The 15,089-nt window shown below is 39.1% G+C and carries 17 protein-coding genes and 1 pseudogene; 5 read left to right on the plus strand and 13 right to left on the minus strand.

Annotated features, from left to right (window positions below):
• Positions 1–105 (plus strand): YjcZ family sporulation protein (locus V7161_RS20745; RefSeq protein ID WP_335714801.1); only part of this gene is annotated, 105 nt, incomplete at its 5' end.
• A 115-nt stretch (positions 106–220) separates the two neighbouring features.
• On the opposite strand, the gene V7161_RS20750 is transcribed toward V7161_RS20745, so the two are convergent.
• The 8 genes and pseudogenes from V7161_RS20750 to hutP all read right to left on the minus strand — a co-directional run bounded on the left by V7161_RS20750 (position 221) and on the right by hutP (position 8,624).
• Positions 221–1,702 carry an amino acid permease gene (locus tag V7161_RS20750; RefSeq protein WP_335714777.1) on the minus strand — a complete coding sequence of 494 codons (1,482 nt, stop codon included), beginning with the start codon at positions 1,700–1,702 and terminating at the stop codon, positions 221–223.
• A gap of 117 nt (positions 1,703–1,819) precedes the next feature.
• Positions 1,820–2,422, minus strand: coding sequence for a HutD/Ves family protein (locus tag V7161_RS20755; RefSeq protein ID WP_335714778.1), 603 nt, complete (start codon positions 2,420–2,422; stop codon positions 1,820–1,822).
• A gap of 201 nt (positions 2,423–2,623) precedes the next feature.
• Positions 2,624–4,297, minus strand: a pseudogene (hutU, locus tag V7161_RS20760) (urocanate hydratase).
• Positions 4,298–4,500: 203 nt separating this feature from the next.
• Positions 4,501–4,659, minus strand: a complete 159-nt coding sequence (locus tag V7161_RS20765; RefSeq protein WP_289989189.1) for a hypothetical protein — start codon at positions 4,657–4,659, stop codon at positions 4,501–4,503.
• Positions 4,660–4,743: 84 nt separating this feature from the next.
• The gene (locus tag V7161_RS20770; RefSeq protein WP_335714779.1) at positions 4,744–6,042 is read right to left on the minus strand and encodes a Glu/Leu/Phe/Val family dehydrogenase; all 1,299 of its coding nucleotides are present in this window, start codon (positions 6,040–6,042) and stop codon (positions 4,744–4,746) included.
• A gap of 63 nt (positions 6,043–6,105) precedes the next feature.
• Positions 6,106–6,288, minus strand: coding sequence for a YolD-like family protein (locus V7161_RS20775; RefSeq protein ID WP_335714780.1), 183 nt, complete (start codon positions 6,286–6,288; stop codon positions 6,106–6,108).
• Positions 6,289–6,526: 238 nt separating this feature from the next.
• The gene (gene hutH / locus V7161_RS20780) at positions 6,527–8,065 is read right to left on the minus strand and encodes a histidine ammonia-lyase (protein WP_335714781.1); all 1,539 of its coding nucleotides are present in this window, start codon (positions 8,063–8,065) and stop codon (positions 6,527–6,529) included.
• A 112-nt stretch (positions 8,066–8,177) separates the two neighbouring features.
• Entirely contained in the window at positions 8,178–8,624 is a 447-nt protein-coding gene (hutP, locus tag V7161_RS20785) for a hut operon transcriptional regulator HutP (RefSeq protein WP_335714782.1), read from the minus strand.
• A 356-nt stretch (positions 8,625–8,980) separates the two neighbouring features.
• Between hutP and V7161_RS20790 the strand changes: the two genes are divergently transcribed.
• The 3 genes from V7161_RS20790 to V7161_RS20800 all read left to right on the plus strand — a co-directional run bounded on the left by V7161_RS20790 (position 8,981) and on the right by V7161_RS20800 (position 10,267).
• Positions 8,981–9,163, plus strand: a complete 183-nt coding sequence (locus V7161_RS20790) for a hypothetical protein (RefSeq protein ID WP_335714783.1) — start codon at positions 8,981–8,983, stop codon at positions 9,161–9,163.
• Positions 9,164–9,527: 364 nt separating this feature from the next.
• Entirely contained in the window at positions 9,528–9,731 is a 204-nt protein-coding gene (locus V7161_RS20795) for a hypothetical protein (RefSeq protein ID WP_335714784.1), read from the plus strand.
• Positions 9,732–9,757: 26 nt separating this feature from the next.
• Positions 9,758–10,267, plus strand: a complete 510-nt coding sequence (locus V7161_RS20800) for a hypothetical protein (protein WP_335714785.1) — start codon at positions 9,758–9,760, stop codon at positions 10,265–10,267.
• A gap of 97 nt (positions 10,268–10,364) precedes the next feature.
• Here the strand turns inward: V7161_RS20800 and V7161_RS20805 are convergent, their stop codons facing one another.
• Complete coding sequence (locus V7161_RS20805; RefSeq protein ID WP_335714786.1) at positions 10,365–10,499, minus strand: hypothetical protein; 135 nt, start codon at positions 10,497–10,499, stop codon at positions 10,365–10,367.
• 299 nt (positions 10,500–10,798) lie between these two features.
• Between V7161_RS20805 and V7161_RS20810 the strand changes: the two genes are divergently transcribed.
• Positions 10,799–11,560, plus strand: coding sequence for an SDR family NAD(P)-dependent oxidoreductase (locus V7161_RS20810; protein ID WP_335714787.1), 762 nt, complete (start codon positions 10,799–10,801; stop codon positions 11,558–11,560).
• Positions 11,561–11,656: 96 nt separating this feature from the next.
• Here the strand turns inward: V7161_RS20810 and V7161_RS20815 are convergent, their stop codons facing one another.
• The 4 genes from V7161_RS20815 to V7161_RS20830 form a co-directional block, all read right to left on the minus strand.
• Positions 11,657–12,706, minus strand: a complete 1,050-nt coding sequence (locus V7161_RS20815; RefSeq protein ID WP_335714788.1) for a phosphotransferase family protein — start codon at positions 12,704–12,706, stop codon at positions 11,657–11,659.
• A 229-nt stretch (positions 12,707–12,935) separates the two neighbouring features.
• Positions 12,936–13,520 (minus strand): uracil-DNA glycosylase, encoded by a 585-nt coding sequence (locus V7161_RS20820; protein ID WP_335714789.1) that lies wholly within the window; start codon positions 13,518–13,520, stop codon positions 12,936–12,938.
• Positions 13,521–13,591: 71 nt separating this feature from the next.
• Positions 13,592–14,332: a 3-oxoacyl-ACP reductase family protein gene (locus V7161_RS20825; RefSeq protein WP_335714790.1), complete on the minus strand. Its 741-nt coding sequence runs from the start codon at positions 14,330–14,332 to the stop codon at positions 13,592–13,594.
• A 101-nt stretch (positions 14,333–14,433) separates the two neighbouring features.
• Positions 14,434–14,991 (minus strand): TetR/AcrR family transcriptional regulator, encoded by a 558-nt coding sequence (locus V7161_RS20830; protein WP_335714791.1) that lies wholly within the window; start codon positions 14,989–14,991, stop codon positions 14,434–14,436.
• Between the last annotated feature and the right edge of the window lie 98 nt (positions 14,992–15,089).

A 15,089-nucleotide genomic window follows, 5' to 3' on the forward strand; every position in this document is an offset into this window, starting at 1 on the left:
TGCGGCGGCTATGGCTACGGTGGTGGCTTTTATGGCGGCGGTACTTTTGTTTTAATTGTTGTATTGTTCATTCTTCTTATCATTGTGGGCGCGTCTTTCATCTAATAAATGGGACATGGTAAGATGTATTGAATAGGAAAAAGGCTCCAGTTAAGGAGCCTTTTTTGTTTCCAAAATATATTTATCCTATTTATGCAGGAAATTGATAAAGATTAACTTCTTATTCCCGGCTGAAATCAGCCTCTTGTAGTGGAACCATCTTTGATTTCTTTACAATTTTGTAGCTAAAATACCCAAGTAAGAATAAAGGTAATCCAATATAAGAAACCAGAATTCCATACCAGTCAATCTTATCCCCGATAAATGCTCCGTAATTTGTTCCGAGCATTGCCACTAAACATAATATTGTCGCTAGTATTGGTCCTAACGGGAACCATTTCGCAAAATAAGGAAGATCTTTAAAGTCTCTGCCTTGCGCAATATAAGCTTTTCGGAACCGATAATGAGTTACAGAAATACTTAACCAAGAGAGATAACCTGCTAGACCAGCAGCATTTAATAACCAAGAATAAACGGTTCCGTCACCAAAAAGGGAGGTTAGGAAGCAAAGCATTCCTACAAAAGTAGTCATATATAACGCGTTTACCGGAACGCCGCCTTTATTTACTTTTTTCAAGAATGCTGGTGCTTTACCTTCTTCTGCCAATACCCATAGGACCCGTGAGCCAACATATAAACATGAGTTCCCTGCAGATAAAACGGAAGTAAGGATGACAGCATTCATCGCAGCTGCGGCAAATGCCAGCCCAGCATGTTTAAAAACAAGAGTAAATGGACTTACCCCAATATTTTCAAGATCGGAACTTAATAAATTGGGATCATTATAGCTAATTAAACATCCGATGACGAAAATGGCTAAAACATAGAATAAAAGAATTCGCCAGAAGATTTGTTTAATCGCTTTAGGGATATTTTTTTCAGGATTTTCACTTTCACCTGCAGCTACTCCAACCATTTCAGTTCCTTGAAAGGCAAATCCTACTACCATAAAGACACTAAATATGGATAAAAGACCTCCCTTAAATGGCGCCTCTCCTTTTGTAAGATTTCCAAATCCACCGGTATGTCCATTCATAATTCCAAAGATCATCAATAATCCAACAACAATAAAAATCAAAATGGTTACAACCTTGATAATGGAAAACCAAAATTCGGATTCACCATAACCTTTTACAGATAAAACATTTAGACCAAAAATAAGGACGAGAAAAATGGCACTCCAGATAATGCCTGGAACATTAGGCAGCCAATATTTCATAATCAATGAAGAAGCTGATAATTCAAGAGCAAGAATAATCGCATTGTTATACCAATAATTCCAACCAACCGCAAACCCTAAGGCAGGGTCAACAAATCTTGCTGTATAGGTACTAAAAGAACCCGAAATGGGTATAAATGCAGCCATCTCCGCCAAGCTTGTCATGAGGAAATAAACCATGATCCCAGCAATAAGATAGGCCGCAATCGCTCCCCCTGGACCGGCATCATGAATGGTAGTACCACTAGCTAAAAAGAGACCCGTTCCAATCGTTCCACCGATGGCAATCATTGATAAGTGCCTCGTTTTTAATTTTCTTTCTAAGTGTTCATGTTGTTCTCCTGGATTTGTTTGCTGAGTTTGTATTTTTTGTGCCGTTTGCATAAAACACCTCTTTTTTTAGTCTCTTATCATTAATTCTTATACAATCTTAAAAATATAATAAGACAGTATAAAAAAGCGCTTCATAGATTGATATACTGAGAATTAGGCATCCAGTTCCTAAACAACCATGCTTGCTCTAATAATCGTAACCATTTTTTCCATTTTACGACGAAATTTAATACTCATTTCCTCAGATAAATTCTCCCTCATTATAATCAATGTATCGCCTGTTTCGAAAACTAAAGGGTCTTCTTCACCTATTTCAACTCCTACCATTCCATCAACACAATAAAAAACCTCTGCCGTTCCTGTCACATCCAACATTAAATCTTGAATATCCTTATTAACCTGAATACAGGTAAGTCCTCCATCCCACCCCTCTGATACCATTAAATTAAAATCCCTAACGATTCCTTTGCTTCGTGTTGTCCATCCACCATCAAAGCAATCTTGCTCAAAAGGCTTCAAAACCACTGAATGCTTTCCTTCATGCACAAGTTCCATTTCACCTTCAAGTGTCATTATTACTCTTTTGATACCTGGCAGATGCGTAAATAGGGATTCTTCTACTTCGATAGCAGCAGTACTAATGCGCCATTGGAAATTCCGTTTACTATAATCCGCATCTTCAGGATAAATGGCCAGTTGCGTTGTTTTTCCACCGGACCATAAATTCGTAGTTTGTTCATTTTTTTTTACAAATTTTATTGAATAAGTCATATTCCCACTCCACATATCTATCAAAAAATTTTACTCTTTGCTCATCCAAGAGAGATCCCGGCGATATTCTTCTATACTTTTGCTCAGACATCACACCTTTAACAAGGGGAGTTGTTGAGCTCCCCTGTAAGGTAAAGAGCTGAGAAGCATTTCTGATAAAAAGTGCTTTACTCATTCGAATCAATCCGATTCGGTCTGGTCTTAGTCTTGCTTTAACATTGGCATTTTGATGTCTTTTTCTCTCGCTGTTTTAATCGCTAGTTCATAACCAGCGTCAGCATGGCGGACAACACCCATACCAGGGTCAGTCGTTAATACGCGCTCTAATCGTGCTTCTGCTTCTTTCGTGCCATCGGCAACGATAACCATACCAGAGTGCTGTGAATATCCCATACCTACGCCGCCGCCATGGTGTAAAGAAATCCAGCTTGCGCCTCCAACTGCGTTAATCATCGCATTTAGGATTGGCCAGTCAGATACTGCATCACTGCCGTCTTTCATGCTTTCTGTTTCACGGTTTGGAGAAGCAACAGAACCAGCATCCAAGTGATCACGACCGATAACGATTGGCGCGGAAACTTCACCTGAAGCAACCATGTCGTTAATAATTTTACCAAAACGGGCTCTTTCACCGTATCAAAGCCAGCAAATACGTGCTGGAAGACCTTGAAACGCAATTCTTTCTTGTGCCATACGCACCCATTTGCAAAGATGCTCATCATCTTTATATACACGAAGTAATGCTTCGTCAATTTTACGGATATCTTCTGGATCGCCAGATAATGCTGCCCATCGGAAAGGTCCTTTTCCCTCACAGAACAGTGGTCGGATGTAGGCTGGAACGAATCCAGGGAAATCAAATGCATTTGCTACGCCTTCGTCTTTTGCTACCTGACGGATATTGTTACCGTAGTCAAATGTAACAGCGCCTTTTTGCTGCATTGTAAGCATTGCTTTAACGTGTGTTGCCATGCTTTGTTTAGAAAGCTTTACATATAGTGTAGGATCTTCTTCTCTTAATCTAGCTGCTTCTTCTAATGAATAACCAACAGGAACATATCCATTAAGCGGATCGTGAGCTGAAGTTTGGTCTGTTAGTACATCTGGGTTAAAGCCTTTTTCAATCATTAATGGTAAGATTTCTGCTGCATTGCCAAGAAGTCCGATGGAAAGTGCTTTTCCTTCTTTTTTCGCTTCAAACGCTATTTTAAGCGCCTCATCAAGGTCTTTTGTTTTTACATCCAAGTATCTTGTTTCGATACGGCGGTCAATTCTCCATTCATCTACATCGATCGCGATACAAACTCCATCATTCATGGTTACTGCAAGTGGCTGAGCGCCGCCCATTCCGCCAAGACCTGCTGTTAATGTAATGGTATGTTTTAATGAACCGCCAAACTCTTGACGTGCAAGTTCTGCAAATGTTTCATACGTACCTTGAACAATACCTTGGCTTCCAATATAGATCCAGCTACCTGCTGTCATTTGACCGTACATCATCAAGCCTTTTTTATCTAGCTCATGGAAATGCTCCCAGTTTGCCCATGCAGGTACAAGGTTTGAGTTCGCAAGCAATACACGTGGTGCATCTTTGTGTGATTTCCATACAACTACTGGCTTACCTGATTGAACTAAAAGTGTTTCATCATCTTCTAGTTCTAAAAGCGTTTTCACAATGGCATCAAAAGATTCCCAGTTACGAGCTGCTTTCCCAATCCCACCGTAGACAACAAGATCTTCTGGTCTTTCTGCTACTTCTAGATCTAGGTTGTTATAAAGCATGCGAAGAGCAGCTTCTTGAATCCAGCCTTTTGCATGTAGTTCCGTACCGATATAATTTTTAATGATTCTTTTTTCAGATGTTTTCGTTTCCATAACTTCCACTCCTATTGATTAACTATGGCTTCATTATAAAAATAAAATCTTTTGAAAAATACGAACGAAAAATTCGAAAACTTATAAATTCTTTAAAAATTGCGGTTGTTTATATATAAGTTTTTATCTAAAATAGCAATATTTATAGATTTGTTCATTATTTTTATCATCTCGTAAATAAAGGTCGATTCATTGTAAAGTTCTTAAACAGGGACTAATTCCCTACTTTGATCAGTAAAGTAAACAATCTCAGAAAGAATCCTGCAGCCTTCCATGTTATTGAAAGCACCTCTTGCATCTTCTTCTGAGTCAAATTCATACATAGTAATATTTGAATTTGAATAAGAAGTGATGACCCACATAAAATCTCCTCCAATTAAGATTCTTATATATTGCTAGATAATTTTTATATTTTATCAACCGGGTATTCGGTTATTAAACAATATTTAAACCCAGCCACGAAAATGGGATGCTTCTGCCATTTTTCTTATTCCAACCATATAGGCAGCCAAGCGCATATCTACTTGGTATTGTTGAGCCGTGGAGAAAACCCTTTCAAATGAATCGACAATTTTATCACGTAACCTTTGGGCTACTTCTTCTTCTGACCAATAAAAACCTTGGTTGTTTTGTACCCATTCAAAATAGGAAACAGTTACACCGCCAGAGCTTGCAAGTACGTCCGGAACAAGTAATACGTTACGATTTGTTAATATGTGTGTGGCTTCAAGGGTTGTTGGTCCATTCGCGGCTTCCACAATAATATCAGCCTTAATCTTATTTGCATTCTCGCCTGTAATTTGATTAGAAATCGCGGCAGGAACAAGAATTTCACATTCTTTTTCAAGTAACTCCTGATTCGTAATAACGTTTGTAAATAAATTGGTTACGGTACCAAAACTATCGCGCCGATCAAGTAGATAATCAATATCAAGCCCTGCCGGATCGTAAAGCGCACCATATGCATCTGAAATGCCAATCACTTTTGCTCCTGCATTTTTCATAAATTTTGCAAGATAACTTCCTGCATTCCCAAACCCTTGGATAATAATGCGTGAACCCTTTATTGGAATCCCTCTTCGTTTTGCTGCCTCTTCGATGCAAATCGTCACTCCGGCAGCCGTTGCTGATTCACGTCCTTGAGAACCTCCAAGTACAATCGGTTTTCCTGTAATAAATCCTGGAGAATCAAATTCTTGAATACGGCTATACTCATCCAACATCCATGCCATAATTTGCGGGTTTGTATAGACATCTGGTGCAGGAATATCTTTCGTTGGCCCGACAATTTGGCTAATAGCACGCACATATCCTCGACTTAAACGTTCTAATTCAAGAAATGACATGCTGCGAGGGTCACATATAATTCCCCCTTTTCCACCGCCGTATGGAAGATCAACAATTCCGCATTTTAAACTCATCCACATGGACAACGCTTTTACTTCCTCTTCACTTACCTCCGGATGAAAACGTATACCCCCTTTTGTAGGACCAACAGCGTCGTTATGTTGAGAACGGTATCCAATAAAAATTTTAGTGGAACCATCATCCATTCGGACGGGGATACGTACCGTGAGGATTCTAAGCGGCTCTTTTAATAACTCATACATTTCCTCGCTATAGCCTAATTTTCTTACCGCCATTTTTATAATAGATTGAGTGGAACTCAATAAATCCAATGTCTCATTTTGCGAGCCATCTTGTTTTTGAACTCGTTCGCCATTTACATCAACTGCCACTTTCATTTGATGCACCTCTTATATAAGTTGTTTGAATGGAATGTACCAATGTATTATTTAATGCAATCTTTAATGAATTTCTCTAATATCGGATAAACGAATGGAGAGATTTTTTTGCTGTCTGTCTTTTAATAAAAGTGCTTGTTTCTGTATATCAATTAGACATACACGGCCATTGCATGTTAGTAATGAACTATTTTCATAGTAAGTAATTGTAATATATTCTTTTTTTGTCAACTCTTTTAAAAACATCTGTTATCCCTTTCTCAGAAGCTTGGAATTTCCGAAATAAAAATAATTTGATCCTTTAGATCGTATAAGTTCTGTAATATTCAGGAAGAAAATAGTCACCGGAGCAAACAATGCTCCGGAATGACGTTAAAGATTTGAACAAGAGGCGAGCATAGTAACCACTTTAACTATTCCTCCCATTATCGAAATAGGGATGATTTTGAAAGATGTAGGTCTAAAAACAATTCCATCACCTTGACTACTGTTTGGAAATTTCCTCTTTTCTACCATGTAAGTTTTTTTCTACAAATGCTTTCCAGTCGATTTGATTCAACCAGCTTGCTGCTGCCTCAATATCCTTTGAGAACACACGATCTTGCGTAATGCTTGGGATAAGATTTCTGGCTTCCTTATAAAAAGCATTTGTAAATGAAGCCATCTTATCTATTCCACGATATTCCACTGCCTGCAAGGCGCAAATAAGTTCAATTGCCAATACACGGCGGACGTTTTGAATGATTTGATGAGCATGGCGGGATCCAATTGTCCCCATGCTTACATGATCTTCCTGGTTCGCTGAAGATGGGATGGAATCCACACTTGCCGGGTGCGCCAATGTTTTGTTTTCTGAAACTAGCGCTGCTGCCACATATTGCATAATCATCGCTCCCGACTGCAAACCCGGCTCTGGGCTTAAAAACGGCGGTAAATCATTTAGCTGCGGATTGACGAGACGCTCAATTCGGCGCTCTGAAATATTCGCAAACTCCGCCATGGCAATTTTAAGGAAGTCCATTGCAAATGCGATCGGCTGGCCGTGAAAGTTCCCTCCCGAAATAACCTTTTCACCACCATCGAAAATAAGCGGATTATCGGTTGCTGCGTTCATTTCAATTTCAAGTTTCTCTTTTACATAATCAAGTGCCTGCCATGATGCGCCGTGTACTTGTGGGATGCAGCGAAGAGAGTATGCATCCTGTACCCGAAGTTCTCCTTGCGTAGTGACAAGCTGGCTGTCACTAATCATTCTCCGAATACGTTCCGCGACTTCAGACTGTTGACGATACCCACGTGAAAGATGAACATCAGCATCAAAAGCATCCTTAATGCCACGTGATCCTTCTAATGTCAATGATCCTATCGCTTCCGTTTGAAGGGCAAGCTGCTCGGCTTCGATGTAATTGACTAGACCCATTGCTGTCATAGCTTGGGTACCGTTAATTAACGCTAAGCCTTCCTTCGCTTGCAATGTCAGTGGAACGATACCTTCCTTCGACAAAGCTGTGACGGCCTTCATTTGTTCCCCTTTATAAAACACTTCACCCTCACCCATTAGCACAAGAGCCAAATGGGACAGTGGTGCTAAATCCCCGCTCGCTCCAAGTGAACCTTGCTGCGGAATGACCGGGTGTATATGTGCATTCAAAAGCTCAAGCAAGCGTTCAATGACAACGGGACGCACTCCAGAGAAACCTTTTAATAATGCGTTAGCACGGAGCAGAAGCATGGCTCGTGAAACTACTTCAGGGAACGGTTCTCCTACCCCGCAAGCATGAGAGTGAATCAAATTCCACTGCAACTGCTCGACATCTTCAGCATCAATCAATACATCACTAAACTTTCCAAACCCAGTTGTAATACCGTAGATGACTTTCTTTTGCTCTACGATCTTTTCAACAGCTTCCCTGCTTTTTTCCACATTGCTCCAGCTTTGCGCTGAAGCTTTAACAAACGCATCATTATATAAAACCTCTTTTGCTTCTTCAATCTTTAAAGTCTGACCTGTTAATTCAATCATTTCTTACACCCCTTATCATTTTTTAAAAACCAAAAAGGGGGCCGTATTGACAGACGTATCCCGTCGTCAATACAGCCCCCTGTTTAACTAATAACTATAGGCTTGTTATTATTTAAATGTGGTTAATACCTAATCCGATCGCTTCATGCTCAAACCCGCGAACCGGTGCTCCAATGGTTCCATACACAGCAACGGCAATCCATTCGCCTTCTGCTTTGTTTTCAAACGGATGGCCTCGAAGAATCGCAAACCGAAGCCCTGCTGTTCTTAGCATTCCGCCCAGCTCAACTTGACCACGTGTTACACCATGCATCGCTTCAATAATTGCATGATACAATGCATGCATTTCACGATAAAGTTCAGCGTTGACTATTTCTTGCCTTTTTGCTGATGTTTCAATGGCTGCTACGATTTTCTGCAGCTCCATTGATCCAACCTTTCCTTTTCCATAGCGCCAATTCATTTGCGTAAACTTACTTGTTAAAGCTTCTTCCTCTTCTTCTGCAAACGCGTACATGATTGCCTGCTGACCAATTTTTCTGTCGAATCCCTTCGCCATGCAGTTACCTCTTTTGAATTTTAATTTTCTAAATTGACTAATAACTGATTTTCATTTTAAACGTATTCCTATCGTTAGGTCAATAACTATTTTTCCGATAATATTTATGAATTCAAATTAATTTCTTAATAGATGGGTTACTACATCCTTGTTCCCTCCTTGAAATTTTTGATGTTTTTACTCTAAACAAAAACTATCTAGTTTTTTAAGCCCACCTATATACCACGTAAATCATTAACCAGCTTGTTGTAGATTGAGACGTACCACCATTAACGAATTTACACTTTCAATAGAATAGCCCCAGAATAACTTATTATTTTTTACATAACATAAAGTCGATTAGGGGGTGAAAAGGAATGGTTAATCAAAGGGATAATAACCAAAGTGTTTCAGAAAATATCAAAGATACAGCAGGAGCAGCATTTCATTCTATTCACAGAGGGTTAGAAGCTACTGAAAATGCCGCAATGAATGCTGTTGACGCAACTACAAAAGCTGTTAAAAATTTATCAGACAAAGATAATGACACCAGAAGCTAGATAATTAGTTTAAATCGACGCCAGATTTTGTCGTTTTTTCTCTATGTCTCGCTCCAAATTAACTCTCATACCAAAGGCCACTCCCGCTTGATTTTTCACGTCTAACTTAAATTGAATGTTTGATTTTATTTTTATAAATTAAATTTTTCCTCCTAAACATACTTCAGCATATTCCTTTTTCCCTCTGAAAAAATAACAGTCAAGAATGGTGTACCAACAATGGCACACCCTAACGAATAGAAATCATACATAAGAAAGTCAAAATAAAAAAGACCATATTTGTTGAAGCTAAGAACTGTTGTTTAGAGTGTTCCCTCGTTAAAGTAAAACTTACATGTTGAAATATTAGAGGAGGATTCATACTGTGGCCACACTTAACGAAATCCAAAATGATCTAATTGATTTACGACCTTATAACACTATTATCAATTTCCAAGTAGGTACCGTAATAGTCTCAACAGATGGTAATCTGTTTGATTCTGCAACAGAGATATCACAGTCTGATTTCGACACCTTTATAGCTGCATTAAAGACTGCTGGTGTCGAATTTAAGATTGAAGAAAACTAGCAATATTACCATGGAGGCTAAAAAGAATGAAAAAAATCTTACTGGCATATCTGTTAATCCCTTTGCTATTAATTGGATGCAGCAGTGAAAAACCTTCTTTAGGTTTTACATATGATGAGTATAAAGCACGGATCAATGATGCTCTAAAGCAAATGGGAAATAAATCTACATTAAAAATTATCAAAGAAGATGTAACGGATGACGGAAAAAAGGTTATAGCCTTATCGAATAACATTATGATTTTTCTTGTATTGAATGAAGATAAAATCGTTACACAAGCGAATTTGGCTGCAAACGATACGGCTTATCTCACAGAGATGGATAATTTCAAATTTGCTTTTCTTTTATTGATAGGTACGGTTGATGATTCCTTAAGTTTTGGAGAAAGAAATAAAGTGCTGCAGCAACTAGGTATTTCAGATGAAAAAGTATTTGCAAAAGACTACACTAAGTCTGTTATTGTCAAGGATATTCAATATACCTACAAAGGCGGCTTTAAAGAGGGCACCTATGTACTGCAAGCCGAGCCTAAGTAAGAATAGTTGATAAAGTAAAAAGTATAATATAGAACAATACATAGAATGGGACTAACCGCGAATGGTTAGTCCCTTAAATAAATAGAAATCAAAATTTTCATTTCTTTTTCTTACCAGATTGACCATTCACTGAATCCCCTGGCCCAAATTTAGCTTTCTTATCAGATGCTCCATATACTGCATTATCTTGCGTTACTTTGGCTCCCTCTAAAAAATTATCCTTTGTTTTCATTCCATCATCTCCTAAATCATATTACATCGGACTAGCTTTCATATTATTTAGTCTAGATATAAGAAATATACAAACGAAATAGCTTACCTTTTATTTAATAGATTCCTTGGTTTGATTATTGGCGAGACGGTGCCAGTCTTTTATAAAATAGGACCATAAATTGGGACGACGGCGAACAGCTAATGGATGATAGGCCACTAAACAACCTTTTCCTCGTATTATTTGAGATTTTTTGGGATAATAAACCCAGTCATGATTCCAGGTGATAATCTTATATCTACATAAAGGAGTTCTTTTAAATGGATTTGCAATTAAGAGATAAAAATGTACTCATTACCGGAGGGTCAAAAGGAATCGGAAAAGCCATTGCCAAAGTGTTCGTTGATGAAGGTGCCAATGTCACGATCACAGCCCGTGACCTTGATTTTTTGGAACAGGCAAAATCAGAACTTGGTGGAAAGATATCCATTTATCAAGCCGATCTTACCAATGAAGAGGAACGGGAACTATTGATTCATACGTTTATCGAGCAGAACCGGACGATCGATATCCTCATCAATAATGCTGGAGGCAGTAATGGGGGCAAAGTGATGGAAACCGATATGGATCTCTTCTATCAGGCAATGGAGTTGAATTATTTTTCCGCGGTTCATTTAAGTAAATTAGCCATAGAACACATGAAAAATCAGAGTTCGGGTTCAATCATTAATATTACGTCCGTTTACGGAAGGGAAAGTGGCGGTAAAGTTACCTACAATAATGCCAAATCTGCGCTCATCAGCTTTACAAAGTCTTTGGCCGACGAAGTCATTTCTCATGGAATTAGAGTCAACAGCATTGCTCCTGGAAGCATTTTGCACGAAACTGGCAATTGGATAAGGCGGATGACTGAGAATCCGGAGGAAATCAAAGAATTTGTCAAAAAGGAAATTCCTGCTGGCCGCTTCGGCACTCCCGAAGAAATTGCAAATGTTGCAGCCTTCCTTGCCTCAGAAAAAGCTTTCTGGATTGTCGGGGCCAGTATAAACGTCGATGGCGGACAATCCAAGATGAATTTTTGAGTCGGCTTAAACTTGGTTTTTACCAGGAGATGCGCTGAACATTAAATAGACAGAAGACTATTCCGATTTTCGACTTGGTATTCTGTCTACACTCTTTTATAATATTTTTTTCCTCCGTGTTAAATTGGCCAAATCAAATAAATTGGCAATCGGAATATGCATCTTGGAAAACCGAGCGTCGTCTGTCTCTCCTTTTTTCCAGCGGTAGTAAAGCTGTTGCAAGATTATGGCAAGCTTGTAAAAGCTAAATGCCACATAATATTCAATATCTGTGATATCACGACCACTCACCTGAGCATATCTTTCAGCCATTTCCCTTCTTGAGAAGAAGCCTGGTTGGTTTGTAACCACCGAAAGGCCTATGTCGGGATCGCTTGCTTCCCCCCAGTAGGTTAACATGGCTCCGATATCACTCATCGGGTCGCCAATAGTGGCCATTTCCCAGTCAAGAACTCCTTTGATCACACCAGGGTCATTCGGATGCAAGACAAGGTTGTTGAGTTTAAAGTCGTTATGAACAATCGTCGTATCGGTGGTTGTCGGCATATTCTTTATCAGCCACGCCTCCAGTTCCGCTACTCCCGCCATTTCATCCGTCTTGACCAGACGGTAGCGTTTGATCCAGCTATGAACCTGCCTTTCTAAAAATCCTTCCGGCTTCCCGATATCCATTAAATTCACTTTTTTATAATCCACCTGTTGAAGCTCTACTAAACTATTAATAATACTTTTTGAAATGGAAGGTCCAATCTGCTCAGAGGAACCATAGATCTCTGGAATACTTTTATTGATTACTATCCCTTGTTTTTTTTCCATTAGATAAAAATGTCTCTCCATAATGGCAGGGTCATCGATGTATAAATATGGTTTTGGGGCAAGCGGGTAAACACTTTGCAGTCTGGATAGAATGGAATACTCTCGTTTAATATCATGGGCTTTTGCAGGAATTTCACCAAACGGAGGCCTTCTTAACACGGATTCCCAGTTCCCAAACGAGAGCAGGTACGTATGATTGGAATAACCTTCGAAAAATTTCGTAATCCCCATGGGATCACTCGGAATGCCAGGAATCGATTCACGTATGAGCTTCTCTAAACGTCCCCAATTAATGGATTCATGCTTAATAGATGGATTGCCCTTATTCATAGAGTCTGCTTCTCCCTCCTTACAATCCATTATACTAGCTTGATTTATGTAAATTGGACATTTATGGAGAAATATGTGATATTCTTGTGCACACAAAAAAGACAACGGTTTTACCGCTGCCCCTTCCTTATTATTCAATTACTACTCTTTCATTTCTTTTTTTTACCCGATTGGCCATTCACTGAATCTCCAGGCCCATATTTAGCTTTCTGTTCAGATGCCCCATACTTTAATTAGGTCCTTTTGTTTGATTATATACATTGGCGAGGTCTTGCCAGTCTTCTATAAAGTATGACCATAAATTGGGACGGCGCCGAACCGCTAATGGATGATAAGCCACTAAGGTTGGAATCCCCCTTACCTGTTGGACTGTGCCGCGCAATGATTTCACATCCACTTCCTGGTTTTGAAAGAAAGATTGAACCGCAACGTTTCCCATGCAAAAAACGACTTTAGGCTTCTTCTCTTGGAGCTGGTCCTCCAGATGGTTCATGCAAATGGTTCTTACCGTTCCCTTTTCATAAGCCCGAGTTGGTTTTCTTTTTAAAATATAGGTGATATAAAGGTCTTCACTTGTTAAACCAACCTCATTCGCTGCCTGCTGTAAGGTTTGCCTTGTTCCGCAAACAAACGGGCTGCCTTCACAGTCTTCACGCGCACCTGGATTATCCAGTAAGATCATTATCGGGGCTTTTGGGTTTCCTTCTCCCCAAACCATCCTTGTTCCATGCTGATAAAGACCACAATCTTTGCACTCTTTCGCATATGCTGGAACGTCTTCTTCAGTCCATAGCTTAGGAACAAAAGCAGACAAAATGACACCTCTCCGACTTTTTACGCGCTTTTATTAGAATATACATGGGAGCTCGTTTTTAAATTGGACAATCAAATCATAAATCCACCATTAATATCGATGGAGGCACCTGTTATATAACCTGCTTGTTCTGAAGCTAAAAAGGCAACGAGGTCTGCTATTTCAGTGGCTTTACCGTATCTTCCTATAGCGATAATTTCTCTAAGTAATTCAGCATTGGAACCCTCTGCTGGATTCATATCCGTATCAACAGGTCCAGGCTGTATATTGTTAACGGTGATTCCTTTTGGGGAAAGGTCCCTTGCTAATCCTCTCGTCATACCTGCTACAGCTGCCTTTGTCATGGCATAAAGACTTAAGCCTGGAAAACCTGTTACATCAGCATTTACACTTCCAATTGTAATGATTCTGTCACCCTCACCCATTTGTGGTGCAGCTGCTTGAACACCTTCAAAAACCGAACGCACATTAACAGCCACCATTCTGTCAAACTCTTCCATTGTAAATTCGTCATACATCTTTTGCTCAAATATACCAGCATTATTAATAAGAATATTGATTCGGTCAAATTCTTTTATTGTCTTCTCTACCGCTTCTTTTGTTGCATTTACATTTTCAGCATTGGCTTGTATGGAATATGCTTTTCCCCCACTCCTTTGAATTTCATTCACTAATGCCTCCGCTCTCTTGCTTGAATTTGCGTAGGTGAATGCAACAGCGATACCATCTTTAGCAAGTCTCCGAACAATTGACGCACCAATTCCACGTGAACCACCTGTGATTAAAGCAACTTTATTTAGATTTGACTTCATTATATCCTCTCCCAAATTAAACTTATTTTATTAAAACACATTTCGGAATGAACGTTCCGAATAAGGGTAAAAAAAATTGGCTCTGTAAGTCAGTCAAATGATTATTTTAAAAAGTAAAGGGACATTTTTACAATTTGATGAAGCGTTGGTTTATCTGTAGTTCTACTTGTAACCGAAAGACCATTGGTTACATTAACCAGGTATTTTGAAAGGGTAGATAAGTTTTGATTCTCAGTTACACCATCCAAAACCGCACGCTCTAGCAGGTATAGAAATGCTTTTTCTCTTTTTAAGTTATTCCTGCTTATTCGGTCCATGACATCCAGATGAGTCATCATTTCGAGTGATGCTTGAACCATGAAGCAACTTTCTTTTTCGTTATGCTCAATGATCTTATCAAAAAACTTATCCAATACCATTCTAGGTGGCGCATCTTCATACAATACCGAAGTCATATCATCTACTTCATTGGTATAGTGGTCTAATGCGACTAGGTACAGTTCTTTTTTATTGCCAAAAGTCTCATAGATACTACTTCTGCTAAGATTTAAGACGTCTACTAAATCTTGCATAGAGGTCCCCTCAAACCCTTTCTTTCGAAAAACATCAGCAGCTTTATAGGCTGCTTGACTGATATCAAATTCTTTTTTTCTAGCCAAAACATTCACCCCTGTAAGTAGGATAACTTATAAAAAAGGAAAATACAATTGTTTTGGAACGACCATTCCAAAAATTATTAAACTAGGTTTCGATCTCT

The organism is Neobacillus drentensis, from assembly GCF_036965425.1.
GTDB classification, from domain to species: Bacteria; Bacillota; Bacilli; order Bacillales; family Cytobacillaceae; genus Neobacillus; species Neobacillus drentensis_F.